Here is a 23434-nt window from a genome sequence, read left to right on the forward strand (position 1 = left end):
AAGAACGCCGCGGTTAGCGACCAGAATCTTTTTAAACATGGGCAGGGGTTACTCAATCACGAACAGCGGCTGTCCGTATTCCACGGCCTGGCCGTTTTCACCCAGAATCTTCGTCACGGTGCCGGCTTTGTCGGCCTCGATTTCATTGAGAATCTTCATGGCTTCAATGATGCAGATCGTCTCGCCTTCCTTGACCTGGCTACCCACCTCGACGAACGCCTTGGCGCCGGGGCTCGACGAGCGGTAGAACGTGCCCACCATGGGAGACTTCACCACATGACCGGTCGGCGCTGCTGCCACCGGGGCCGGCAACTCCGCCACAGCTGCGGGTGCAGCGGCAGCCGCCGGAGCGGGCATGGGGGCCGGAACATATTGCTGCACCACGGCGCCGCCACTCTTGACGATACGGACCTTGCCCTCGGCTTCGGTGATTTCGAGTTCGGACACATTCGACTCGGATACCAGGTCGATCAGGGTTTTGAGTTTTCGCAAATCCATGGGAGCTCCAACGGCTATAAAACTAAATAGGGCGCGAATTTACTCCAATTTCAGCCTACTTCAGTCTTCGGAGCACATTTTCCACCGCTGACATCAGGGCATTACCAATGCCATGTGACGTTAAAGTGCCATTTTGCAGCGCGATTCCATCAGCGCAGGATGGTCCACTTTTGCAAATCTTCCGGGGTCACTTGGCCCATTTTACGATGTGCCACACGCCCGTCCCCACTGAACACCACCGTAAAGGGCAGCCCCCCCGTCAGATTGCCCAGCGAACGCCCCAACTCCGAGCCCCCCAGCCCCGCCAGGCCCACGGGAAAATCGAGCGGCAACCGCGCCAGGAATTTCCGCACCGAAGACGGCTGATCAATCGCCAGCCCCACCACTTGCCAGCCGTTGGCCTGGTTCTCGCGATAAAAGGCATTGAGCATGGGCAACTCGTCCACACAGGGCGGGCACCAGGTTGCCCAAAAGTTGAGCAGCAAGGGCTTGCCCGCAAACGCCCCCATGGCCAGGCGCGCGCCCTCGGGCGTATCGAACGCCTGCGCCCATAGCGCCTGCTCTGCGCCCGCCTGCACGGCATGGGGTTGCAGGCGCCACCATGCCAGACCGGCACCGCCAACGGCGGCCGCTGCGGCCACACCGGCATACAGGGCCCGGCGCCGGCTCACCGGCTTTGTGGCGTGAGGGGGCACAGAAGAAGCAGAAGATTCCATCATGGGCGCGGTCATGGAACATTTTCCTGGAGAAGGCGCCGCACGGCGGTGATGTCACCACGCGGCGATCGCCCCTTGGCATCGGGGCGCAAAGCCCCGCGCAAATCGTCAAGATCGTAGATCAGCAAATGCACGCCGATCATTTCACCCAGTTCAGGACACATGCTGCCCACACTCAGGGCCTCCACAGAATCGCCGTGAAAGCCCGGAACAGTGCGCGGCTCGTAATCGACGTTGTGGTCTATCAACGCGATTTCGGCCGATTTGGAGTCATCGCAGAACAACTGCAAATAAATATCTGACAGCCGCGTGGCCGTACCACGCCACACCGCCCCTCCCAAGTGGGGCCGAAAGGCCGCCATGCGTTCCATCCAGACCAGCGCCAGCTGGCGCAGGGCACGCAATTCGTTTGGCTGGGTGTCGGCGCAAAAGAGCGCGATGTATTCGCGCACCGCCTCTTCCACCGCGTCGTTGTCGGGCAGCGGGGTGCGCGCTGGCAGGCCGAGTTCACGCAGCGCGCGGCGCTTGGCAGGGCCCCATTCCAGCCCCTCTTCCACGACCAGCCGGGCAGTGGTGCTGACGATTTCGGCGCTCAAAGATGTTGGCATGGCAGAACCGGATGGCGTTGGAGGCGCTATTGTGGCGCGAACCCATGACAGACCGCCACTGCGCACCCCATGGCCCGGCGGCGACACGGCCATTGGTGGCCACAGGCCACCGATGACACTATGTTTTTCATAGCTTCTCACGCTTACCGCTCAAGCGCTACAGGGCGTTTTCTGGTTGAACCTTAGAATCTGCGCCCATGCACATACACATACTGGGGATCTGCGGCACCTTCATGGGGGGTCTGGCCGCGCTGGCCCGCGAAGCCGGACACAGGGTAACGGGCTGTGATGCCGGCGTTTACCCACCCATGAGCGACCAGTTGCGGGCCCTGGGCATCGAATTGATCGAAGGATTTGGCACCGACCAGCTGGCGCTGCGCCCCGATGTGTTCGTCGTGGGCAACGTGGTCAGCCGGGCCCGCTTGGCAGACGGCAGCCCGAAGTTTCCCCTCATGGAAGCCATCCTGGATGCCGGCCTGCCCTACACCAGCGGCCCGCAGTGGCTGGCCGAACAGGTGCTGCAGGGCCGGCATGTGCTGGCAGTGGCAGGAACCCATGGCAAGACGACCACCACGTCAATGCTGGCCTGGATTCTGGATAGCGCCGGGCTGCAGCCGGGCTTCCTGATTGGCGGCGTGCCACTGAACTTTGGCGTCTCCGCCCGCCTGGGCGCCCCGCAGCGTCCCGGCGCAGGCGACGGGGCGCTCGACACCCGCCCGCTGTTTGTGATCGAGGCCGACGAATACGACACCGCCTTCTTCGACAAGCGCAGCAAGTTCGTCCACTACCGCCCGCGCACGGCGGTGCTGAACAACCTGGAGTTCGACCACGCCGACATTTTTGACGATCTGGCCGCCATCGAACGCCAGTTTCACCACCTGGTGCGCACCGTGCCGCCTTCGGGCCGCGTGGTGGTCAACGGGCTCGAAGAGAGCCTGGCCCGCGTGCTGCACACGGGTTGCTGGAGCACGGTGAGCAGCTTCGGTGCCGCAGTGAGCGATTTTTCTGCCGTGGGCGACCCGCAGGCTTTTGACGTGCTGCACCAGGGCGAAGCCGCAGCGCGCGTGCAATGGGGCCTGACTGGCGTGCACAACCAGCTCAATGCGCTCGCCGCCATCGCAGCGGCGCACCATGTGGGCGTGCCGGTGCAGCAGGCGGCACAGGCGCTGGCCGATTTTCAGAATGTCAAACGCCGCATGGAGTTGCGCGGCACCGTGGGCGGCATCGCCGTGTACGACGATTTTGCGCACCATCCCACGGCGCTGCGCACCACACTGGACGGCCTGCGCCGCAGCCTCGGGCCCGATGCGCGCATCCTGGCGGTGTTCGAGCCGCGCAGCAATACCATGAAACTGGGCGCCATGAAAAGCCAGCTGCCCTGGGCGCTGGAGCCCGCCAACCTGGCCTTTTGCCACACGGCGGGGCTGGACTGGGATGCCGCTGCGGCCCTGGCGCCGCTGGGCGTGGGCCCCGGCCAGCGCGCGCAGACCGCGCCGGACATTGACACCCTGGTCAGCCAGGTGGTGCAAGCGGCGCAACCGGGCGATCACATTGTCTGCATGAGCAATGGCGGCTTTGGCGGCGTGCACGAGCGGCTGTTGCAGGCACTATCAAAAAAATAGCTGTTTGCGCTTACTACATAAGCGCTAGCGGCTATTTTTGCTGAATATTCAGAAGGAAACCGCCATGCCCGGCACGTCCACTCGCACCACGGGTTTGGCCAGCGCGGCACTGGCGGCGCGGGCGAAATCACGCGACCACACGGGATCGTTGAACAACGAGGCGCCGGCGGCGCGCGCCACGGTCAGCACCTTGTCGGCCAGCAACACCTTGCCACTGGCGCGCAGGGGTTCGCAATCCAGGGCAATGAACTGATCGTCCAGCCAGTGGCGCCCGGCTTCATGCGCCATGGGCTCCTGGCCCTCCAGATCAAAACGGAACTCCTGGTTTCCAGTCAGCTGGACCGACACTTCGCTGTGCATGATGGGTTGCCTTTCTGGCGCAAGGGGGATGTAAGCCGGGGCCGCACACCGGCGGGCCCCACCAAAGGTTTGAGCTTACACCGCGCAGCAGCGCAGACTCAGCGCGCGCGGCGGGCCACCACGGCGGCCGACAGTTCGGCCAGCGACTGCAGCGAATCATCCCAGCCCAGGCAGGCATCGGTAATGCTTTTGCCGTATTCGAGCGCAGCGGGCAGGTCCTTGCCCGGCGAGAACTTCTGGGCACCGGCGTTCAGGTGGCTTTCGATCATCAGGCCAAAAACGCTGCGCGAGCCGCCGGCAATCTGGGCGGCGATGTCACGCGCCACATCCAGCTGCTTTTCGTGCTGCTTGCTGCTGTTGGCGTGGCTGCAATCGACCATCAGGGTGGGCGGCAGCTTGGCGGCTTCGAGGTCCTTGCACGCGGCGGCCACGCTGGCGGCATCGTAATTGGGCGCCTTGCCGCCGCGCAGGATGACGTGGCAGTCCTTGTTGCCCTTGGTGTTGACGATGGCGACCTGGCCGTTTTTGTGCACCGACAGGAAGTGGTGGCCCCGGCTGGCCGACTGGATGGCGTCGGTGGCGATGCGGATGTTGCCGTCCGTGCCGTTCTTGAAGCCGATGGGCGCCGACAGGCCCGATGCCAGCTCGCGGTGCACCTGGCTCTCGGTGGTGCGAGCACCAATGGCGCCCCAGCTGATGAGGTCGCCGATGTACTGGGGCGAGATCACGTCCAGAAACTCACTGCCGGCGGGAATGCCCAGGCGGTTGATCTCGATCAGCAACTGGCGCGCGATGCGCAGGCCTTCGTCGATGCGGTAGCTTTCGTCCAGATAGGGGTCGTTGATCAGGCCCTTCCAGCCCACCGTGGTGCGGGGTTTCTCGAAATACACGCGCATCACGATTTCCAGCGTGTCGGCGTACTGGGCGCGCACGGCGGCCAGGCGGCGGGCATATTCCAGCGCCGCGGCGGGATCGTGGATGGAGCAGGGGCCAATCACCACCAGCAGGCGGTCGTCCTTGCCGGCCATGATGTGGTGGATGTTCTTTCGCGTCTGGGTGATCAGCGCTTCCACCGGCGTTCCGCTGATGGGGAAAAAGCGGATCAGGTGCTCGGGAGGTGGCAACACGGTAATGTCCTTGATACGTTCGTCGTCGGTCTGGCTGGTTTTCTCGACGCTGCGGTACCAGGAATCGGTAGCGGGGGTGGCGTGGGCCGTCATGGTGGCTTCCTCGTGGATTGAAATGTCAGAAGGTCAGAAAAACAAAAACCGCCGGGCTTTTCAGCGTCGGCGGTTGGTATGGTGAGGTTGGTGGGCTTGCGCGTTGTCCTCTCATCCGCCGGGGACTGAGATCCAAAACCAAAAATAAAACGCGCTGCGAACTTGCATGTGAATCAATGTAGCACAGTGTTTGCCGCACCGCAGCAAGCATGGGGCTTTGTGGCGTGGCGGCAACTGCCCTGGCGGACGGCGATGGCACCCGGCTGGCGAGGGGCAGGCTTTTATCCGCGCAAGTGCCGCAGCCAGGCCTGCACGCGCTGCCAGCCCGACAAGCGCGGCGGCGCGGCCTCGGACACATCGCTGTGCGGGCCGCTATCGTGCTCGTACATATCGATGAGCAGCAAGGCCTCGCCCAGCGTGCGCCAGGCCAGCAGTTCGAATTGCCGAAAGCAGGCGCCCTCGCGCGCGCTATGGCGCTCCAGCGCCTGCAGCCATGCGGCAATGGTGTCGCGCAACTCCCGCAGCGCGCGCTGGTAGGCGCCAAACTCGTACAACGCGTGCCAGGCGGAACCCAGGCCCGTCAGGAAAAGCTGGTGCTCGCGTGCGCACTGGGCCAGTTCGACCACGCGGCGGGTGATAGCACTGGCATCCGCGCCAGACCGGCGCAGACGCGTCGCCTCGTCGATGTGCATCGACAGCGCCCCCAGGCTGTCCCGCAGCTGGCGGGAATCCTCGTCGGCCACGCCTTCGCGCAGAAAACGGCTGATGTCGCCAAACGACTGAAGGGTTTGCTGCAAACTGGAAAGCGGCGCCGGCATGGCGTGATTGTGCGCCCGCCTCTGCGGGATGTCGTCCCCCGTGCGGCCCGCCGAAAGCCGCAGGGCACCGAAGCCCCCACCCCGGCGGGGTTTCAGGCCGTTCCGCCGACCGTCAGCCCGTCGATCCGCATCGTGGGCTGCCCCACGCCCACCGGCACGCTCTGGCCTTCCTTGCCGCAAGTGCCCACGCCGCTGTCCAGGCGCATGTCGTTGCCGATCATGCTGACGCGCTTGAGGCAGTCGGGGCCGCTGCCGACGATGGTCGCGCCCTTGACCGGGTAAAGAATCTTGCCGTTTTCCACCCAGTAGGCCTCGCTGGCCGAGAACACGAACTTGCCCGACGTGATGTCCACCTGCCCGCCGCCAAAGTTGGTGGCATACAGGCCCTTTTTGATGCTGGCCACGATCTCCTGGGGGTCCTTGTCGCCGCCCAGCATGTAGGTGTTGGTCATGCGCGGCATGGGAATGTGCGCATAGCTTTCGCGCCGGCCGTTGCCGGTGGGCGCCACGCCCATCAGGCGGGCGTTGAGCGAATCCTGGATGTAGCCCTTCAAAATACCGTCTTCGATCAGCACATTGCGCTGACTGGTGTTGCCCTCGTCGTCCACATTGAGCGAGCCGCGCCGGTCGGCGATGGTGCCGTCATCGAGCACCGTGACGCCCTTGGCCGCCACGCGCTGGCCGATGCGGCCGCTGAAGGCGCTGGAGCCCTTGCGGTTGAAATCGCCCTCCAGCCCGTGGCCGATGGCCTCGTGCAGCAGGATGCCGGGCCAGCCGGGGCCCAGAACCACCGTCATCTCGCCCGCAGGCGCGGGGCGCGACTCGAGATTGACCAATGCGGCGTTCACCGCCTCGTCCACATACTGGGCAATTTGCGCTTCATCAAAATACGCCAGCCCAAAGCGCCCACCGCCACCGGCCGAGCCCATTTCACGGCGACCGTTCTGTTCAGCGATCACCGTCACCGACAGCCGCACCAGCGGCCGCACATCGGCCGCCAGCGTGCCGTCCGCGCGGGCCACCAGCACCACGTCGTATTCGCTGGCCAAACCGGCCATGACCTGGGCCACGCGCGGGTCCTTGGCGCGGGCGCGCTGCTCCACCTGCATCAGCAAATCCACCTTGGCCGTGCTGTCCAGCGTGGAGATGGGATCCACGCCGGGGTAGAGGCTGCGCCCGCCTGCTATCTTTTTAGAAGCTACTCGCGCACGACCCGCCTGCGCCACAGCCGAAATAGACCGTACAGTGCGGGCCGCATCAAGCAGCGAGGCTTCGGAGATATCGTCGGAATAGGCAAAGGCTGTCTTTTCGCCGCTGATGGCTCGCACCCCCACGCCCTGGTCAATGGAGAACGAGCCTGTTTTGACGATGCCCTCTTCCAGGCTCCAGCCTTCGCTACGGGTGTATTGGAAATACAGATCGGCATCGTCCACCTGGTGGGTGCGAATTTCAGCCAGCGCACGCGCCAGATGGCCTTCGTCAAGACCAAAAGGCGTCAGGAGCAACTGGCGGGCAACATCCATGCGTTGCAGGGTGGACGCGCGCTGGGGCGCGGCAGAGGGGGAGCGTGATGACATACAGCCATTTTAGGCGTGCCGCCATGCCCTGCGCGGCGCAAGGGGCGCATGCCCTCGCGGCGCACCGCCCCACCCCTGCGGGGCCATGGCACCGTCTGGTTACGCCGCCTGATTCGCCGTCTGGTCGTCCGTCGCCGCCCCGGGGGCGTTGGCCTTGACCGATGCGATACCTTCGTCGCGCGCCTTCTCGCCAGAAAACATCTGGCTTTGGCCAATGACCTGGCCGTTGCCCGCCTTGAGCGTGAAATAGGGCGATCCGTCCTTGGCGCTCAGCCTGCCATAACGGCCATCGTCGGGCGCATTTTTCTTGACCGACTCAATACCATTAAGCGCGCTGGCTTTGGAGTCGTAGAGCTCGCTGGTCAAAATGACCTTGCCGTTGTCTGCCAGCAGATTGAAGACGAACTTTTCGTTCTTGGATTTTTTCAGCTCAAACCTGGACGCCATGGGAAACACCTCCGGATGAATGCCAAAACACGGTTGGCACCCGCGTTGTAACCCGCAAGCCCCCATCGCGCAAGAGGCGGCAGGGAAGGCGGCAGGGAAACGGGAAAGCGCCCGTTAAGCGCCGATTACAGCGCCGGCCGCGCGTCGCTGGGGTCGATGCGCTGCGCCCGCGCCACCGACATCAGAATGCCCAGCGCCAGCCCCAGCGTGACCATGGCCGTGCCGCCATAGCTGATGAACGGCAGCGGCACGCCCACCACCGGCAAGATTCCGCTGACCATGCCCATGTTCACAAACGCATAGGTGAAGAAGATCATCGACACCGCCCCCGCCATGAGCCGCCCGAACAAAGTGGTTGCGCCCACCGCAATGGCCAGCCCGCGCCACACCAGCAGCAAAAAGCACACAATCAGAAACAGGTTGCCGACCAGGCCGAATTCTTCGGAAAAGGCCGCAAAGATGAAGTCGGTGGTGCGCTCGGGAATGAACTCCAGGTGGGTCTGCGTGCCGGCCATGAACCCTTTGCCAAAAACGCCGCCCGAGCCAATGGCAATCATGCCCTGGATGATGTGAAAACCCTTGCCCAGCGGGTCGCGCGAGGGATCGAGCAAGGTGCATATGCGCTGCTGCTGGTAGTCATGCAGGATGGACCAGCGCACGCCGTCGGCGCACAGCCGGGGCTCCAGCGAGACCAGCAGCACGATGCCCACGACGCCCAGCAACACCGGGGGCAGCACCAGCTTCCACGACAAGCCGGCAAAAAAGATCACCGACAGCCCCGCCGCCAGCACCAGCAGCGAGGTGCCGAGGTCGGGCTGCTTCATGATCAGGCCCACGGGAATGACCAGCAGCAGCCCCGCGGCGGCAAAATCCAGCGGCCGCAGTTGCCCCTCGCGCTTCTGGAACCACCAGGCCAGCATCAGGGGCATGGCGATCTTGAGCAGTTCGCTGGGCTGAATGACAACGCCGAGGTTGATCCAGCGCTGGGCCCCCTTCTTGGTGATGCCGAACAAGGCCACCGCCACCAGCAGCGCCACCCCCACGGCATACAGGGGCACAGCCAGGGCCATGATCTTCTGGGGCGGCACCTGGGCCACCATGAACAAGATGGCAACGGCAATCAGCATGTTGCGCGCATGGTCCGCAAAGCGCGTACCGTGGTCGTACCCGGATGAATACATGGCCAGCAACCCGGCGCTGGCGAGCACAGCCACCACCAGGACGAGCGGCCAGTCAAACCCTTGGAACAGGGGCAAAAAACGCTGGGGGAAAGAAGGTTTGTCGAAAACGGCGGCCATGGGCAATTATCCCTGCCGGCACCACGACCTGTCAGGCCAACGTGATTTCCACCACGGTCTCGCCCACCCTGCTGCGAATGACAAGGGCGGCACCGATGGCCTTGGCACGCTCATGGAGCGCAAGCAGCCCTTTGCGAAACGGTCGCGCGGTGTCATAACCCACCCCGTTGTCCGCAATGCGAACCACGACCCAGTGTCCCTGCGCCTTGGCCTCGATCCGCAGCTTGCTGGCGTGCGCATGCTGCAGCACATTGGACAAGGACTCCAGCACCATGAATTGCAGATGCCGCATGCCGACCGCATCCAGCCGCTCCAGCGGTTCAATCAGGTCCACGTCCCAAAGCAGTTCGATATCCGCCGCATTGAGCTTAGGCTCCAGCCGGTAACGCAGATTGGCCAGCAAGCCCGTGACATCCCCCGCAGGAAGGTGCATGGCATCTATCGACAGTTTGATCTGGTCCAGTGAATCCCGCAGCGTATGCAGCACCTCGTCGTTGCTCGCCCGGCCCGACTGCAGTTGCCGGATGGCGGCACTGATGTGGGCCCCTACCCCGTCGTGCAGATCACGCAGGATGCGTGTGCGCTCGTTCACCCGTTCCTGCTCCCGCGCAAGCAACTCCAGCCGCTCGTAGCTTGATTGCAGCGCCTGCTCCTTGGCGGCCATCTGCAGGGCCATGGTGGACAGCAGGTATCGCACCTGCACGCTGGCCTCCCGAAACCGCGTGAACACAATATAGGCCAGCAACACGCCGAAAACCACCGAGGAGTAACGCATCAACGTATTGCCCCCCAGCGTCATCTGCACCCGAAACACAGCCCAATCCCGCACGCCCACCAGCAAGTTGAAAACCAAGGCGGCAGCAACCAGCCGGTGCAGATGGCTGCCCGTGCGCAGCGCAGACCAGCAGTACAGCGCTACAAACGGCAGAGCGACAACGCCCAGACTCGCATACCACCAGGTCAGCCACCCCTTGTAGCCCCATTGCGCTGCGACCGCGCAGCCAACCCCCGTGACCAGCAGGAGGGCCAGCGCCCACTGCAGACGCACCACACTGAAACGCCCACGCCAACCCACCGCCAACGCACTGAACATCAGCATGGACGCTACCCAAACCCCGAGCGCCTCAATAAACAGAATGTCCCACCAGAACCTGGGCAAGGGCGGCGTCTCCAGCAGCACGCTGCCCACGCGCAGACTCCAGAAATATTCTGCGAGCGCCGCATAGAGATACAGCGGATCCCTCTGTTTTCCGGGCGACTGGGTCGGGTTGACCTGTGTCCACCAGAGTGCCAAAGCAATCGTGCCCACCAGCAGGCTCACAATGACAACAACCCGCGTTCCCGTGACACGCTGAAGATACTCCGCGTCATACAGCGGCACGATCTCAGCGTGCGACCCCACCCAGGGGCTGGCCACGCCAGCCCGCCGGGCATGATCGGCCCGAATTCGGACCTGGATCAGGTTGTCTTGCCGCAGCAAACCTACCGGAATGGTGATGAGGCGGGGGATCTGGCCGTAGTCGTTTCGGTCAAACGTTTTCAGGTCGCCCTTGCTGTCCAGCAAGGCACCGTTGAGCCGGACCTCGTAAGCGTTGCCAAGGCGCAGGAAATACAGAAACCAGGGCTCTTTCGGTATGTCCTGAAGCGACAGCGACATCTCGAATTCGGCATGCCCCCGGCCCCCGCGATGCCACCAGTCCCACACATAAGGCAGCGTCGCCTCGAAATGCCTCACCTGCCCATCGACTTCAACTGTCGCCTGGGCTGAGGTCAATTGCAGCGGCGCGGCCTGTACGCCACTGACCATGGCCAGCCACCACAGCAATACACCCAACAGGCGGATGAAGGACAAGAACCCAAAAGAACGACGCCGCATGTGCAGTGGTCAGTCCGATCGGCCGCTGGAATAGCTCGGCAGCAGCCCCAATTTGACCGCTTCATAAACCGCTTCATTCTTGGAGTGCACAGCCAGCTTGCTGTAAAGGCTCTTGATATGCGTGCGCACCGTGTGCACGCTGATGCCCTGCAGGCGCGCGGTTTCCCCATAAGAAAACCCTCGTGCGATCAGCTCCAGAACTTCTTGCTCCTTGCCCGATAACAACACCGGCTCTGGCGCATTGCGGCCCGCCTGTCCGTCACCCATTGCAGATGCTGTGTTCTTGAGCGCAACCGGACCACCTGGCTGAAGTTGCGCTGGCGAACGCGTGGCGTGCAAGCTCAGGTACTTGGACAAGACCCGCCGCGCGATCATGGGCGAAATGGGCGAAGCGCCCTGCTTCATCTCCAAAATGGTTTCCGCAACATTTTCTGGCGTGGAGTCCTTGTGGATGTAGCCCAGCGCGCCGGCTTCAATGCTAGCCAGCACGTTGTCCTCGTCGCCAAACATCGAGATCACCAGCGGCTCGCACTCCGGATGCAGCTGCCGCGCATACCGGATCACTTCCAGTCCGCTGCCATCGGGCAGCCCTAAGTCCACCAGCAAAACATCCACCTGATGCTCGGCATCGTCCAGCCAGGCCCGTGCCTCGGCAACGGAGCCCATGCTGGCAGCCAGCGCCAACCGGTCGCAACGTGACACGCTGGCGGCAAAAAACTCGCGCATCTGCGAGTCGTCTTCAACAATCAGCACACGCCACACAGGCATCTCCCTTGGGCTCAAACCGGTTTGAATAGGTAACCCGCAAGCAGCATAAACCTGTGCCGTCCAAACCACCAGCCACCCACCATCCCATGAATAAGGGAGCACGCCAGAACGCCGCAGCGGCGGTTGTAGCCCCCCCATGTTCATGGGATGCAATCCGTCACGACTATCGGCTCAATTAGCTCCGAGCGGAATCTGGAAGGCTTTGCAGACCGCTTGATTCAAACTCCTTGGAGATACTTATGACGATGCAACTCGGCAAACTGGCATTTGCCCTGGCAGGTGCTGCCATGCTGACCGTAGCAGGGTGTGGTGGTGGCGGTGACAGCACGCCCGCACCACCGCCCGCGGCGGCCAAGACCAGCGTGCCCGTGACCGTAGTCGACGGCGCGATCGAGAAAGCCACGGTATGCCTGGACAAAAACCTCAATGGTGTTTGCGACCCCAGCGAACCTTCAGGCAGGACGGACATCGACGGCAAGGTGACGCTGCAAATTGACAGTGCAGACGCCAACAAGTACCCGATCCTCGCGGTCGTCGGCACCGATGCCGTCGATAAGGATCACGGCCCCGTCACGACCCCCTTCACCATGCAGGCCCCAGCCGACAAACCTGCGGTCGTCAGCCCACTGACCACGCTGGTGCAATCCGTGATTTCCAACACCGGTGCCAACAGTGCCGATGCCGAAGCCTCCGTCAAAGCCCAAACCGGCCTCAACGTTTCGCTGTTTGCAGACTTCACCAAGGACAGCACGGCCGACAGCCAGGCCGCCGCCACTGTGGCACGCATGGTGGTGTTGACCACCCAGCAACAATCCACCCTGCTGAGCAACACTGTGGGCTCGAGCGCCATCGACGGCGCAGTAATCAAACAGTCCGATCTGGACAAGATCATCCAGAACAGACTGCTTGAAATCCTGCCGGCGCTACTGACTGCATTGGCAGACCCCAGTGTCCAGAACGCAGCCCCGGCGGACAAGGATGCGGCGTTGCTGGCCCAGGCCAATACGCTGGTCAATAGCCCAGACACTGGCATCCCAACGACTGCCGTCACCACCCTGGTTGCCATCAACAACCAGACCGCTTCTCCCACCGTGGTGGCAGAAACACCCGCAGCAGGTGGAACCTTGCGCAGCCTGAATTTCACGGATTCTGCAAACTGGTCTGTCAGAGCCCTCGTTTCCACGCTGGCGCAGAACACCCCGGATGCCTCGAACAACGTCAAGTATGTAAGCCGCCGCTACAACAGCGTGAACGGTGCGGTGGCCGCATGGAACAACGGAGGCAGCCCCAACCGCCAGGCAGACCTGCATTTCAATGGGGCCAGCTGGGTCGGTTGTGCCTTGAACAGCGAAAACACCAGTACGGTGCGCGATGCCAAAGGCAACTCCAGCTACAACGACTGCGACAAGATGGAAACCGGCCGGTCGAACCGCGCCGTATTCGACATCGCCGACCGCCCCATGATCGACGTGTACAACCAGATCACAGCAGCTGGCTACACCAACCTGGCCATCGCTTCGGCAGCCACCGTTCTGAGCGCTGCCAAGTTCCCGGCCGGTGCCAAATTGTTCTACCAATCGAACACGCCCCTGACTACAGCGGTGGCTTATTACCCGGGAAGCAGCAACTATGTGACGCAGTACAGCCCGGCTGTCTCTGCCGGAGGTATTGCGAGCACCCAGGGAGCCACTGCAGGCTGCAACTCCAGCGAGTTCAGGGACACCAACGGCACCAACAGCGCCACGCTGGAGGGCATGATCAGTGCCATGACGGGTACGCCTTGCGTGTTTGCACAGGGCAAGTTTACGTACAACAACGTTCTCTACACGAGTCCAGACCCGACCGATGAGGCATGGGGCAACAGCACCGTCAGCCTCGGCAACATCGGTAACGCACCGGTGGGTACAGGCGCCACGGCACCGGGCTTTTACAGCGGCAATACCAGACTTCGTGTGGCCTTCAAGGGCGCTGGCACGAACCCGGTGACTTACTACGCCTGCAAGGAGCGCTTCAACAATGGCTCGGCACGCAACTGCACAGAGATCGGCACGGGCACCTACACCATCACAACCCAGGGCGACGCGCGCGTCATGACACTGAGCAACCCGCCCCTGGTCGCCAATGGACTGGGTTACCAGCGTGTGTTTGTGGAGCGGGGTAACAAGGTCTACCTGGGCTACCAGAACAACATGACGACCACCAACACCGCGCGGTTGAATCTGGCTGCCACCAACGCCCTGGCCGCCCAACTGGGGTTGCCCGCCATGGATCCGGAGGTGCCCTTGGCCTTGACGAGAACATCCTACTCGGGCGAATGGGTGGTTTCCGACCCCGTTGCAGCGGACGGATCAACCACCATCCGTATTGATGGCAACGGCAACGTCACTTGCACCTGGATAGACAGCACCGGGACCGGGACCAATCCATGCACCCTGTCGTTTACAGACCTGGCAACTGGCGCCTTTACCCTGACCGATGCTGACGGTACCGCCACTGGTACCCTCAATTTCTTGACGGGCGCGGCCAGCGGAACATTTGCAGATACAGACGGCTCGACGGGCAGCTTCATGGGTGTCCGTCGCTAACCAATCCGGCAAGCGGCTATAGGGCTGCCCTGATCCTCAAAGCCCTGCTCCGGCGGGGCTTTTTTACGACCACTCTTTCATATAGGCCGGGTGAGACTTCATCCCGCCTGCCGGAACTCCATCACGGCCTGGTTGCTCAGGGTACGAAACAAACCCAGGACCTTGTCATCCACCACGATGGCGCCGGGCGATGACTGGTCGGCATAGATCAGGGCGAATGGTTGGCCCTTGACCTGCGGGGGCAGCGACAAGAAAGCCGGCGCATTGATGCCATGACATACAACTGTGGCAGGCGCGCCTACATGCGCGCCTGGGTGGCATCGTTGATCAGAGTTTCCGCCCCGCGGCACAGACCGCGGTAAACAGGTCGCCGGGCGTACTCAAGGCACGGCGGCATCCCCCTGGGGCGCCGGCAGCGTCAGCAAACAGGCCGCCGCAGAGCCCGGCTGGCATTGCTGGCCGCTGTGGGGGCGCTAACGGGTGCCGCCCAGCCGCGCAAGGCGTCGCGAAATGCCTCTGCGGTGGCGTAGCGCGCCGCCGGGCTGCGCGCCAGCGCGCGCTGCAATAGGGCGCGCAGGGTGGTGCCATCCACCCCTTGCACCGTGAGCAGCGCCACCATCGGCGCCACGGCGTCGTGGGGCACACACCGACCCTGCTGCGCCAGGTGTTCCGCTTGATGGCCATCTGGCGCTGCAGGCGAGAATCGAATGTCAGCCACACGGCGGTCTGGGCGTCGGCCCCAGCACCCGCAGCAATTCAAGACTGCCCAGCGCGGAGGAGGCTTGCCCCCCCCCCGAAACCAGTCGTTTAGCGATGGAAAGCGGGGCAAAATCGGGGCTGGTATGCGAGGCAAAACCAGGCGCCGCACGGCGGTAGCTGCCCTTCCATACTTCCACCCAAAGCACCCTCCAAAGCCCCATGACCACCACGCACCTGCTGTACCTGCATGGCTTTCGCTCCTCCCCCCAGTCGGCCAAGGCCCGGCTGATGGCGGCCTATGTGGCGCAACACCATCCTGCCGTGCACTGGTGGTGCCCCCAGTTGCCGCCCTCGCCCCGGGCCGCCATGGATCGGGTGGCCCAAGGCATTGCTGCCTGGCCGCGGGCCACCATGGCCGTGGTGGGCTCTTCGCTGGGGGGCTTTTATGCCAGCTGGGTGGCGCGGCAAACGGGCTGCGCGAGTGTGCTGCTGAACCCGGCCGTGGACCCGGCGCGGGACCTTGCGCGCCATATCGGCGAGCAAACGGCATGGCACGACCCGGCCGAACGTTTTTTCTTCCTGCCCGAATACATTGGGCAGTTGCAGGCCCTGGCCGCGGAGTGCCCGCTGTCTGCGGGCCGCGAAATGGCCATCATCGCCAAGGGCGACGAGGTGCTGGACTGGCGGGAGATGGCGGCGCGCTACCCCGCCGCCCAGATCACGCTGCTCGAAGGCAGCGACCATGCGCTGAGCGACTTTGGCGGCCACCTGCCGGCCGTGGCGAAGTTTCTGCGACTGGCATAACCAAGATGGAAGTCACTGCAGCGCTGGCGGGGCAGCGCGCTGGGCACTCACCCAACGCGCATGTTCCTCGGGGTAGGCCGCACGGTAGCGCCGCAGCTGAAAGGCCACCTCGTCGTCCATTCCCAACAACAGTGCGCTCTCTATAAGCTTTTCGATCACCCGGGGCTCGGGTGAAAAATGCAGCAGCTCCGTGGCCAGCGTGTGGATTTGCGGCGCGTTCTCGCGCGTGAGCGCCGTGATGGTCAACAGCGCAAAATCCACCTGGTTGGTGAACAGCAGGGTGTTGGACACCTTGGCCAGCGTGTCCGCCTGGTAGGCCAGCGGCCGGGCTGCCATGGGGCGGTAGAGCTGGCTGACACGGTAGTAATCCCACGCAATGCCAGCGCCCGCCACGCCCACCGCCACCACCACCACGGCAGCGCTGGCCAGAAAACGCGCAGAACGCACCCAGCCCGGCAGCGCCCGGCGCCACAGCAAGGCCAGCGCCAGCACCGTGACGAGCTGGAATGGGCCGTACCACAGAGGAAACTCAACCATGCTGTGCAGGCCGATGATGGCCAGCACACCCCAGGCCAGCTGGCGCAGCGGATCGGTCTCGCACCACGGACGCGCGCGCACCACCCAGGCCAGCACGGCGCCGCATGCCACGGCAGCCACCGGCAGGCCCAGCTCCACCGCCAGATGCAAGGGCAGGTTGTGGGCGTTGTCCAGCAGCGCGCAAAAGCGCTCGCCGGGAAACAGCGTCATGTAGTGCGCATAGTCCAGCTCGCCCCAACCCCAGCCCGTCCAGGGCTTCTGCGCGATCAGGTACAGCACGTTGGACCACAGAGTCCGTCGGCTGCTGCAGGCCTGCAGGTCCCCCCCGATGCGGGCAAAAACCCCCTCGGTGGCAAACCCCGTCCAGTCCAGCAACAGGCGCGAAAGCAGCCATCCCGCCAGGGCATAGAGCGCCAGCCCGATCACGGCCAGGCCCACCACCAGGCGCCCACTGGTGCCGCGCCACAGCACCAGCAGTGCCACGATCAGCAACCACTGCATCGCCCCGGTGCGCGATGCCGTGGCCGCGCTGGCCACCGCCAGCAACGCAAGCGCCCACGCCAACAGCATTCCCACCAGCCACGACGGCCATTCGCGCCCGCCGCCCTGCAGCGCTTGCTGCAGGGGCGTTACCGGCGCCGCAGTGTCCGCCGCCGCCAGGCGCACCTGCATCTGTGCCACCAACCACATGAGCGCCCACACGCCCAGGCTCATCAGCGACGCCTGCTGGTTGCGCTGGCGCAGGTTGCCGATGGCCTGCCCCGGCGTGGACGGCTGCACCCAGGGTGCCAGGCCGGGGTCGCCCAAAAAGTACTGCAGCAACCCGACCACTGCGGCCAACAAGGCCGCCAACAGCAAGCCCACCGCCAGCGGCGATGCCAGGAACGCTCGCCCACCGGACCCCAGGGCGCCAGCCGGCGAGCGGCGCAGCCCCCAGCCACGGCAGACCACGATAAGGGCCAGCACCGCACCACAAGCCCAAGCCGCCACCAGGGGCCAGAAATTGGACAGGGGCGGCTGCGGGTACGAAAAGAGAAACGGCAAAGCCACTGCCAGCAGGGTCAGCGGCGCAGCAACGGCATCCAGACGCATTTCAATCAAACCAGAGCACAGTAGCGGAAGCGTTGGATCATAGGGGTGCGCGCGGCATCTGCCTTCGCTGCGGCATCGCCTTGCATCCCAACGGGTCGGCAAGCGCTGAAAATCTGCCCCCTGCACCCATGGGAGAATGCCGCCCATGCACGCATTGTTTGAAGAAGCCGGCAAATTCATGGCCGGCCGTATCCTGTCCGAAGCGGAAAGCTCGGCCCAAGTCGAGCTCGATTCGGGCAAGCGGGTCAAGGTCAAGGCCGCGAACCTCCTGTTGAAATTTGACAAGCCCGCGCCGTCGGAGCTGATGGCGCAGGCGCAGGCCATTGCCCAAAGCATCGAGCTGCCCCTGGCCTGGGAATTCGCGCCCGAGGACGATTTCGGCTTTGCCGACCTCGCGCGCGACTATTTTTCAGACAACGCCACGCTGGCCCAGCAGGCCGGTGCGCTGTTCGCCCTGCACGAGGCGCCGCACTACTTTCGCCGTGCTGGCAAGGGCCGCTTCAAGAAGGCGCCGGCCGAAATCCTGCAACAGGCGCTGGCCGCCATCGAGAAAAAGAAACTGATCGTGCAGCAGATCAGCGACTGGGCCGAGGCGCTGGGACGCGGCGAATGCCCGCAGCCCATCCGCGAGCAGCTCTACAAAATTTTGTTCCGCCCGGACAAGAACGCGCCCGAATACAAGGCCGTGGTCGAGGCCAGCCGCGCCACGCACCTGGCGCCGCTCGATCTGCTGCAAAAAGCGGGCGCCATCGACTCCAGCTACCAGTTCCACTGGAAGCGCTTTTTGTTCGACAACTTCCCCAAGGGCACGGGCTTCCCGCAGCTCACTGCGCCGCAGCCGCCCGCAGACCTGCCGCTGGCACCGGTGCAGGCCTATTCCATCGACGACTCGCAAACCACCGAGATCGACGACGCGCTGTCGGTGCAGGGCCTGGGCACGGGCACCGTGGTGCTGGGCATCCACATTGCCGCGCCCGGCCTGGCCATCCAGCCCGGCAGCGCCATCGACCAGCTGGGCCGCAGCCGCCTGTCCACCGTCTATATGCCGGGCTACAAGATCACCATGCTGCCCGACGAGGTGGTGCAGATCTACACGCTGGACGAAGGCCGCGCCAACCCTGCGGTGTCGCTGTACGTCACGGTGAACGAAGCCACGCTGGAGATCACCGGCACCGAAACCCGGCTCGAGCGCGTGCCCGTGGTGGCCAACCTGCGCCACGACCAGCTCGACCACATCGTCACCGAGGCCTGGCTAACCGACCCGGCGATGCAGATAGAAAACACCCCGCAGCGCTTGCTGGATGTGCGCGACCAGCTATCATTTTTGCACCGCCTGGCCAAGAGCCTGAAGGCCCAGCGCGAAGTGGTGCGCGGCAAGCCCGAGAACTTCAATCGGCCGGACTACAACTTCCGCCTGATTGGCAATGACAAGGCCGAGCCCAACGGCTCGGAAACCGTGCAGATCACCACCCGCCAGCGCGGCGCGCCCCTGGACCTGATCGTGGCCGAGGCCGCCATCGTGGCCAACAGCACCTGGGGCAGCTGGATGGCCGAGCTGGGCGTGCCCGGCATCTACCGCAGCCAGGCCAGCATGGCACCGGGCGTGAAGGTGCGCATGGGCACCAAGGCGCTGCCGCACGCCGGCATTGGCGTCAAAAGCTATTCGTGGGCCACCTCGCCGCTGCGCCGCTATGTCGATCTGGTAAACCAGTGGCAGATCATTGCCTGCGTGCGCAACGGCAAAACAGCGGCGCTCGCGGCCCCCTTCAATCCCAAGGACGCCGAGCTGTTCTCCATCATCAGCAGCTTTGACGCGGCCTACAGCGCCTACAACGGCTACCAGGCCGGCATGGAGCGCTTCTGGACGCTGAAGTACGTGGAGCAAAACGGCATCACCGAGCTCAACGCCACCGTGTTCAAGGAAGGCCCGGGCGGCAGCTTTCTGGTGCGGGCGGACGAGCTTCCGCTGGTCTTCCCCGTGCTGGGCGCGCAAAACCTGCCGCGCGGCGCACGCCTCAAAGTCAAGCTCGGGGAGGTGGACGAGATCACGCTCGACATCCACGGCACGGTGGTCGAGCGCCTGGACGACCCGGCCGACGCCAGCGATGACGGCCCGGTGGAGGACGCCGAGGACGACGAAGCCGTGGCCGGCCCCATCGCCATTGCCGTCGATGTGAATGAAGCCGAGGCCAGCGCCCCCCCAAGCGCCGATAATCCGACCTCGTGAAACCACGCACCTTCCTCACCCGCTTCAGCACGCTGCAGCTCACGCTGGGTGTGTCGGTGGCGCTGCATGCAGCGCTGCTGTCGGTGCGCTTCATCGACCCCGAGGGCTTCCACCGCGTGTTCCAGGACACGCCGCTCGAAGTCATCCTGGTCAATGCCAAGTCCAACGAACGGCCCGACAAGGCCCAGGCCATCGCCCAGGCCAACATGGCCGGGGGTGGCGAGGCCGACAAGGGCCGGGCCACCAGCCCGCTGCCTTATTCGGCGCTCACGGCGGTGGGAGACGATTACGAGGAATCGCAGCGCCGGCTGGACGCGCTGCAAGAGCAACAAAACCAGTTGCTGGCCCAGCTGCGCAAGCAGATCGCCGCGCTGCCTGCGCCCGATCCACGCAAGCCCAGCCAAAGCGGCAGCCAGGCCGCCGAAGAGGAAAAGCGCCGCCAACTCGTCAAGCTGCTGGCCGAGATCGAAAAGCGCATCAACGAAGAAAACAAGCGCCCGAAAAAGCGCTACATCAGCCCCGCCACCCGCGAAGAAGCCTACGCGGTCTATTACTCGGCGCTGCGCAGCAAGGTCGAAGACAAGGGCACCGAAAACTTCCCCGAGCAAGGCGGCAAAAAGCTGTATGGCGAGCTGACGATGATCGTCACCGTGAACCACGATGGCCGCGTCCTGGCCACCGAGGTGGTGCAAGGGTCGGGCAACCCCGCGCTGGACCGGCAGGCCGAGGCCATTGCGCGGGCCGCCGGCCCGTTCGGCGCCTTCAATGCCGAGATGCGCCGCCAGGCCGACCAGATTGCCATGGTGGCGCGGTTCAAGTTCACGCGCGACCAGACCCTTCATACCAACCTTGAAGCCTCCCCCGAAAGCCGCGCCCCCTGAGCAACGGTCTCCGGTGGCCTGCGGCGCGCCAGACGACCCAGCACCCGGCCCACACTCTTCACTTCACACCGCGTTCCATGAGTTCTTCCGCTGACCTGTATTGCGTGATGGGCAACCCGGTGGCGCACAGCCGCTCGCCCGTCATCCACGCCCGTTTTGCCGAGCTGACCGGCGAGCACCTGGTGTACGAGCGCTGCCTGCTGCCCATCGACGGCTTCGCCCAGGGCGTGCGCGAGTTCATCGCGCGCGGCGGGCGCGGCTGCAACGTCACCGTGCCCTTCAAGATCGAAGCCGCCGCCCTGGCCACCACGCGCAGCGAACGCGTGCAGCGCGCTGGCGCCGCCAACACCCTGGTGTTTGCCCCCGATGGCATCCACGCCGACAACACCGATGGCCTGGGGCTGGTGGCCGACATCACGCGCAATGCCGGCCTGCCGCTGGCCGGGCGCGACGTGCTGCTGGTGGGCGCCGGTGGCGCTGCTGCGGGCGTGCTGGGCCCCCTGCTGCAGGCGGGCGTGCGCCACATCACCGTGGCCAACCGCACGCTGGCCCGGGCCCAGGCGCTGGTGCAGGCCCATGCCGACCTGGCATTGCTATATAAAGCAGAGCTACTGGCGCTTACACCACAAGCGCTAGAGGAAGACTTCGACCTCATCATCAATGCCACGGCCAGCAGCCTGAGCGGCGACAGCGTTCCCGTGCCCGCCCATGTGCTGCGCTCCGGCAGCCTGGCCTACGACATGATGTACGGCCCGGCGGCGCAGGGCTTCCTGAACTGGGCGCGCCAGCACGGCGCCGTGCCCCGCGATGGCCTGGGCATGCTGGTGGAGCAGGCGGCCGAGGCCTTTGCCCTGTGGCGCGGCGTGCGCCCGCCATCGGCGCAGGTCCTGGCCGAGCTGCAGGCCACGGTGTGAGCGGGTCACAACCATGAAAGCCGTGCTGCGTTGGCTGGGCCTGGTGCTGGTGGCCGTGGTGGCCCTGCAACTTTTTTTTGTGGCGCGCATCGCGATGATGGCCGTGGTCGCCCCCGAATCCACCACCTTCCAGCGCTCTGAAATCTGGGCCCAACTGGCCGGCAAGGGGCAGGTGCACTGGCGCCAGCAGTGGATGCCTTACACCCAGATTTCCGACCACCTCAAGCGCGCCGTGATTGCCGCGGAAGACGACAGCTTCGTCAACCACGACGGCGTGGACTGGAACGCCATCGAAAAGGCCTGGGAACGCAACGCCCAGGCCGAGGCACAGATCGCCAAGGCCCAGGCCCGCGCGCCCAACCAACCCGTGCGCGCACCCAAGATTCGCGGCGGCTCCACCATCACCCAACAGCTGGCCAAGAACCTGCTGCTCTCGGGCGAACGCACCCTGCTGCGCAAGGGGCAGGAGTTCGTGCTGGCATTGCTGCTGGAGCAATTGCTCACCAAGCAACGCATCCTGGAGATCTACCTCAACAGCGTGGAATGGGGCGACGGGGTCTTTGGCGCCGAGGCCGCAGCCCAGCATTACTTCAAAAAGCCGGCCGCACGCCTGTCGCCGCAAGAGGCCGCGCGACTGGCCGTCATGCTGCCCGCGCCCAAGCGTTTCGAGAAGACGCCGGGCTCGGCCTACCTGGCGGGGCGCACGCGCACCATCGTGGCCCGCATGGGCAGCGCCGAGCTGCCCTGAAAAGGTGTGAAGAATGGCGCCAGCGCCGGTGATTCACCACAGTGCACAGCGCCCCAACCGGAGCGCCCCGTGGGCCCGCTATGGCGCAACCGGTAACTATTTTTTGCTTTTGCGCCGCTTGCCGAAAGCCTTGGCGAGCGGCTTGGGAGCACACCCCAGCGCGGCACGGGCCAGGGCGTCGGCCTGCGCATTGCGGTGGCGGGGAATCCACTGCAGGCTTACCACCGCAAACGACTGCAGCAGGGTGCGCGCCTCATCAAACAGGTCGTTGAGCCGCACGATGGGCGGAGCCGCCGTGCCGCCCAGCTGCTCTACCAGAATGCTGCTGTCGCTGTACACACGCAGGGCGCTGGCCCCGCGCGCCTGCAGCTCACCCAGGGCCAGCAGCAGGGCCCGCAGCTCGGCCTCGTTGTTGCAGCCCGTGGTGTGGGTTGCCTGCGCGAGGGTGTGCCGGGTGCCGTCGGGCGCGCAAAGCACCACGCCCATTCCCATGCGGCCGGGGTTGGGCATGGCGCTGCCGTCGCAGTAGATGATCCAGAGGCTGCCCGGGGCGGGTTCGCACTCCGGATTCATCGCGCAGGCTGCACCATCCACGTCGCTGGCGGGCGCCGTGGCGGGGACGGTCGTCAACGGTAGAACGCTTCGACCTTGCCCTTGAGCTTGATCAGCAGCGGCTTGCCCTTGCGATCGAGCGTCTTGCCCGCGGGCACCTTGACCCAGCCTTCGCTGATGCAGTATTCCTCGACATCGAAGCGGTCCTTGTCGTTCAGGCGGATGCCGATGTCGTGCTCGAACACGGCGGCAACATGGTGCGGGCTGCGCGGGTCGATGGACAGGTGGTCGGGCAGCGGGGGAACGGAATGGGCGTCGGTCATGAAAATCTTTGAAGGGATGAATGCAGGAAAGCAGCGATTTTCCCCGGATTTGGCCGGGCCCGGGCCGGTTGCCCGCCCTTTTCAGCGCACCGGCAGGCGCCACGCGGCTGCAGCAGCGGCCCCGTATCATCGCCCCCACGCTTGCCCGGCTGAATACATGCCTTTGCGCCGGGCCAGTTTTTCGCCAGCCCTGAGCACTGGCACCCTGATTTTTAGACAAAACGGGCTGCAGCGCTTATCAAAAAAGCGCCAGCAGCTATTAAT

At 64.5% G+C, this 23434-nt stretch carries 23 protein-coding genes; 7 read left to right on the plus strand and 16 right to left on the minus strand.

The window, feature by feature from the left end:
* Positions 1 to 48: 48 nt before the first annotated feature.
* The 3 genes from accB to CCX87_RS14795 form a co-directional block, all read right to left on the minus strand.
* Positions 49 to 498 (minus strand): acetyl-CoA carboxylase biotin carboxyl carrier protein, encoded by a 450-nt coding sequence (accB, locus tag CCX87_RS14785; protein ID WP_087747483.1) that lies wholly within the window; start codon positions 496 to 498, stop codon positions 49 to 51.
* A 149-nt stretch (positions 499 to 647) separates the two neighbouring features.
* On the minus strand, positions 648 to 1229 hold the full coding sequence (locus CCX87_RS14790; protein ID WP_087747484.1) for a TlpA family protein disulfide reductase: 582 nt from the start codon (positions 1227 to 1229) through the stop codon (positions 648 to 650).
* On the minus strand, positions 1226 to 1822 hold the full coding sequence (locus tag CCX87_RS14795; RefSeq protein WP_087747485.1) for a hypothetical protein: 597 nt from the start codon (positions 1820 to 1822) through the stop codon (positions 1226 to 1228). The genes CCX87_RS14790 and CCX87_RS14795 overlap by 4 nt, the downstream gene beginning before the upstream one ends.
* A 197-nt stretch (positions 1823 to 2019) precedes the next feature.
* On the opposite strand from CCX87_RS14795, the gene mpl reads away from it, so the two are divergent.
* Positions 2020 to 3444 carry a UDP-N-acetylmuramate:L-alanyl-gamma-D-glutamyl-meso-diaminopimelate ligase gene (gene mpl, locus CCX87_RS14800; protein WP_087747486.1) on the plus strand — a complete coding sequence of 475 codons (1425 nt, stop codon included), beginning with the start codon at positions 2020 to 2022 and terminating at the stop codon, positions 3442 to 3444.
* 48 nt (positions 3445 to 3492) lie between these two features.
* Here the strand turns inward: mpl and CCX87_RS14805 are convergent, their stop codons facing one another.
* From CCX87_RS14805 to CCX87_RS14840, 8 genes are all read right to left on the minus strand, one after another.
* Positions 3493 to 3804 (minus strand): hypothetical protein, encoded by a 312-nt coding sequence (locus tag CCX87_RS14805; RefSeq protein ID WP_087747487.1) that lies wholly within the window; start codon positions 3802 to 3804, stop codon positions 3493 to 3495.
* Between the two features lie 98 nt (positions 3805 to 3902).
* Entirely contained in the window at positions 3903 to 5024 is a 1122-nt protein-coding gene (locus CCX87_RS14810; RefSeq protein ID WP_087747488.1) for a 3-deoxy-7-phosphoheptulonate synthase, read from the minus strand.
* Between the two features lie 281 nt (positions 5025 to 5305).
* The gene (locus CCX87_RS14815; RefSeq protein ID WP_087747489.1) at positions 5306 to 5842 is read right to left on the minus strand and encodes a hypothetical protein; all 537 of its coding nucleotides are present in this window, start codon (positions 5840 to 5842) and stop codon (positions 5306 to 5308) included.
* A 92-nt stretch (positions 5843 to 5934) separates the two neighbouring features.
* Positions 5935 to 7419 carry a metalloprotease TldD gene (gene tldD / locus CCX87_RS14820; RefSeq protein ID WP_087747490.1) on the minus strand — a complete coding sequence of 495 codons (1485 nt, stop codon included), beginning with the start codon at positions 7417 to 7419 and terminating at the stop codon, positions 5935 to 5937.
* Between the two features lie 99 nt (positions 7420 to 7518).
* Positions 7519 to 7866 carry a YegP family protein gene (locus tag CCX87_RS14825; protein ID WP_087747491.1) on the minus strand — a complete coding sequence of 116 codons (348 nt, stop codon included), beginning with the start codon at positions 7864 to 7866 and terminating at the stop codon, positions 7519 to 7521.
* A gap of 125 nt (positions 7867 to 7991) precedes the next feature.
* Positions 7992 to 9164, minus strand: a complete 1173-nt coding sequence (gene rodA / locus CCX87_RS14830; RefSeq protein ID WP_087747492.1) for a rod shape-determining protein RodA — start codon at positions 9162 to 9164, stop codon at positions 7992 to 7994.
* 31 nt (positions 9165 to 9195) lie between these two features.
* On the minus strand, positions 9196 to 11040 hold the full coding sequence (locus CCX87_RS14835; protein ID WP_087747493.1) for a sensor histidine kinase: 1845 nt from the start codon (positions 11038 to 11040) through the stop codon (positions 9196 to 9198).
* Positions 11041 to 11049: 9 nt separating this feature from the next.
* Positions 11050 to 11808 carry a response regulator transcription factor gene (locus CCX87_RS14840; protein WP_087747494.1) on the minus strand — a complete coding sequence of 253 codons (759 nt, stop codon included), beginning with the start codon at positions 11806 to 11808 and terminating at the stop codon, positions 11050 to 11052.
* 239 nt (positions 11809 to 12047) lie between these two features.
* Between CCX87_RS14840 and CCX87_RS14845 the strand changes: the two genes are divergently transcribed.
* Complete coding sequence (locus CCX87_RS14845) at positions 12048 to 14393, plus strand: hypothetical protein (RefSeq protein WP_087747495.1); 2346 nt, start codon at positions 12048 to 12050, stop codon at positions 14391 to 14393.
* A gap of 98 nt (positions 14394 to 14491) precedes the next feature.
* Here the strand turns inward: CCX87_RS14845 and CCX87_RS21365 are convergent, their stop codons facing one another.
* Complete coding sequence (locus CCX87_RS21365) at positions 14492 to 14644, minus strand: hypothetical protein (RefSeq protein ID WP_232476410.1); 153 nt, start codon at positions 14642 to 14644, stop codon at positions 14492 to 14494.
* A gap of 167 nt (positions 14645 to 14811) precedes the next feature.
* A complete protein-coding gene (locus CCX87_RS14855; RefSeq protein WP_088132891.1) occupies positions 14812 to 15111 on the minus strand; it encodes a hypothetical protein in 300 nt (99 codons plus the stop codon).
* A 200-nt stretch (positions 15112 to 15311) separates the two neighbouring features.
* Here CCX87_RS14855 and CCX87_RS14860 point away from each other — a divergent pair, with 200 nt between their 5' ends.
* On the plus strand, positions 15312 to 15896 hold the full coding sequence (locus tag CCX87_RS14860) for a YqiA/YcfP family alpha/beta fold hydrolase (protein ID WP_087747497.1): 585 nt from the start codon (positions 15312 to 15314) through the stop codon (positions 15894 to 15896).
* A 12-nt stretch (positions 15897 to 15908) separates the two neighbouring features.
* Here the strand turns inward: CCX87_RS14860 and CCX87_RS14865 are convergent, their stop codons facing one another.
* On the minus strand, positions 15909 to 17525 hold the full coding sequence (locus CCX87_RS14865; RefSeq protein WP_087748381.1) for a Wzy polymerase domain-containing protein: 1617 nt from the start codon (positions 17523 to 17525) through the stop codon (positions 15909 to 15911).
* Positions 17526 to 17670: 145 nt separating this feature from the next.
* Here CCX87_RS14865 and CCX87_RS14870 point away from each other — a divergent pair, with 145 nt between their 5' ends.
* From CCX87_RS14870 to mtgA, 4 genes are all read left to right on the plus strand, one after another.
* On the plus strand, positions 17671 to 19752 hold the full coding sequence (locus CCX87_RS14870) for a ribonuclease catalytic domain-containing protein (RefSeq protein WP_087748382.1): 2082 nt from the start codon (positions 17671 to 17673) through the stop codon (positions 19750 to 19752).
* Positions 19749 to 20633, plus strand: a complete 885-nt coding sequence (locus CCX87_RS14875; protein ID WP_087747498.1) for an energy transducer TonB — start codon at positions 19749 to 19751, stop codon at positions 20631 to 20633. Before CCX87_RS14870 ends, CCX87_RS14875 begins: the two co-directional genes overlap by 4 nt.
* Positions 20634 to 20710: 77 nt before the next feature.
* Entirely contained in the window at positions 20711 to 21547 is an 837-nt protein-coding gene (gene aroE / locus CCX87_RS14880; protein ID WP_087747499.1) for a shikimate dehydrogenase, read from the plus strand.
* Positions 21548 to 21560: 13 nt separating this feature from the next.
* Positions 21561 to 22295 (plus strand): monofunctional biosynthetic peptidoglycan transglycosylase, encoded by a 735-nt coding sequence (mtgA, locus tag CCX87_RS14885; RefSeq protein WP_087747500.1) that lies wholly within the window; start codon positions 21561 to 21563, stop codon positions 22293 to 22295.
* Positions 22296 to 22391: 96 nt separating this feature from the next.
* Here mtgA and CCX87_RS14890 read toward each other — a convergent pair whose 3' ends face one another.
* Positions 22392 to 22868, minus strand: coding sequence for a reverse transcriptase-like protein (locus CCX87_RS14890; RefSeq protein ID WP_087748384.1), 477 nt, complete (start codon positions 22866 to 22868; stop codon positions 22392 to 22394).
* A gap of 53 nt (positions 22869 to 22921) precedes the next feature.
* On the minus strand, positions 22922 to 23170 hold the full coding sequence (locus tag CCX87_RS14895) for a DUF3297 family protein (RefSeq protein WP_087747501.1): 249 nt from the start codon (positions 23168 to 23170) through the stop codon (positions 22922 to 22924).
* Positions 23171 to 23434: the final 264 nt, after the last annotated feature.

Origin of the sequence: Acidovorax sp. T1, assembly GCF_002176815.1 — a bacterium.
Lineage (GTDB): Bacteria > Pseudomonadota > Gammaproteobacteria > Burkholderiales > Burkholderiaceae_C > Acidovorax.

What these genes read in the sequence shown, in the direction of transcription:
- accB (WP_087747483.1), bottom strand. Translation starts at nt 498, where the DNA reads ATGGATTTGCGAAAACTCAAAACCCTGATCGACCTGGTATCCGAGTCG.
- CCX87_RS14790 (WP_087747484.1), bottom strand. Translation starts at nt 1,229, where the DNA reads ATGACCGCGCCCATGATGGAATCTTCTGCTTCTTCTGTGCCCCCTCAC.
- CCX87_RS14795 (WP_087747485.1), bottom strand. Translation starts at nt 1,822, where the DNA reads ATGCCAACATCTTTGAGCGCCGAAATCGTCAGCACCACTGCCCGGCTG.
- mpl (WP_087747486.1), top strand. Translation starts at nt 2,020, where the DNA reads ATGCACATACACATACTGGGGATCTGCGGCACCTTCATGGGGGGTCTG.
- CCX87_RS14805 (WP_087747487.1), bottom strand. Translation starts at nt 3,804, where the DNA reads ATGCACAGCGAAGTGTCGGTCCAGCTGACTGGAAACCAGGAGTTCCGT.
- CCX87_RS14810 (WP_087747488.1), bottom strand. Translation starts at nt 5,024, where the DNA reads ATGACGGCCCACGCCACCCCCGCTACCGATTCCTGGTACCGCAGCGTC.
- CCX87_RS14815 (WP_087747489.1), bottom strand. Translation starts at nt 5,842, where the DNA reads ATGCCGGCGCCGCTTTCCAGTTTGCAGCAAACCCTTCAGTCGTTTGGC.
- tldD (WP_087747490.1), bottom strand. Translation starts at nt 7,419, where the DNA reads ATGTCATCACGCTCCCCCTCTGCCGCGCCCCAGCGCGCGTCCACCCTG.
- CCX87_RS14825 (WP_087747491.1), bottom strand. Translation starts at nt 7,866, where the DNA reads ATGGCGTCCAGGTTTGAGCTGAAAAAATCCAAGAACGAAAAGTTCGTC.
- rodA (WP_087747492.1), bottom strand. Translation starts at nt 9,164, where the DNA reads ATGGCCGCCGTTTTCGACAAACCTTCTTTCCCCCAGCGTTTTTTGCCC.
- CCX87_RS14835 (WP_087747493.1), bottom strand. Translation starts at nt 11,040, where the DNA reads ATGCGGCGTCGTTCTTTTGGGTTCTTGTCCTTCATCCGCCTGTTGGGT.
- CCX87_RS14840 (WP_087747494.1), bottom strand. Translation starts at nt 11,808, where the DNA reads ATGCCTGTGTGGCGTGTGCTGATTGTTGAAGACGACTCGCAGATGCGC.
- CCX87_RS14845 (WP_087747495.1), top strand. Translation starts at nt 12,048, where the DNA reads ATGACGATGCAACTCGGCAAACTGGCATTTGCCCTGGCAGGTGCTGCC.
- CCX87_RS14860 (WP_087747497.1), top strand. Translation starts at nt 15,312, where the DNA reads ATGACCACCACGCACCTGCTGTACCTGCATGGCTTTCGCTCCTCCCCC.
- CCX87_RS14865 (WP_087748381.1), bottom strand. Translation starts at nt 17,525, where the DNA reads ATGCGTCTGGATGCCGTTGCTGCGCCGCTGACCCTGCTGGCAGTGGCT.
- CCX87_RS14870 (WP_087748382.1), top strand. Translation starts at nt 17,671, where the DNA reads ATGCACGCATTGTTTGAAGAAGCCGGCAAATTCATGGCCGGCCGTATC.
- aroE (WP_087747499.1), top strand. Translation starts at nt 20,711, where the DNA reads ATGAGTTCTTCCGCTGACCTGTATTGCGTGATGGGCAACCCGGTGGCG.
- mtgA (WP_087747500.1), top strand. Translation starts at nt 21,561, where the DNA reads ATGAAAGCCGTGCTGCGTTGGCTGGGCCTGGTGCTGGTGGCCGTGGTG.
- CCX87_RS14890 (WP_087748384.1), bottom strand. Translation starts at nt 22,868, where the DNA reads ATGAATCCGGAGTGCGAACCCGCCCCGGGCAGCCTCTGGATCATCTAC.
- CCX87_RS14895 (WP_087747501.1), bottom strand. Translation starts at nt 23,170, where the DNA reads ATGACCGACGCCCATTCCGTTCCCCCGCTGCCCGACCACCTGTCCATC.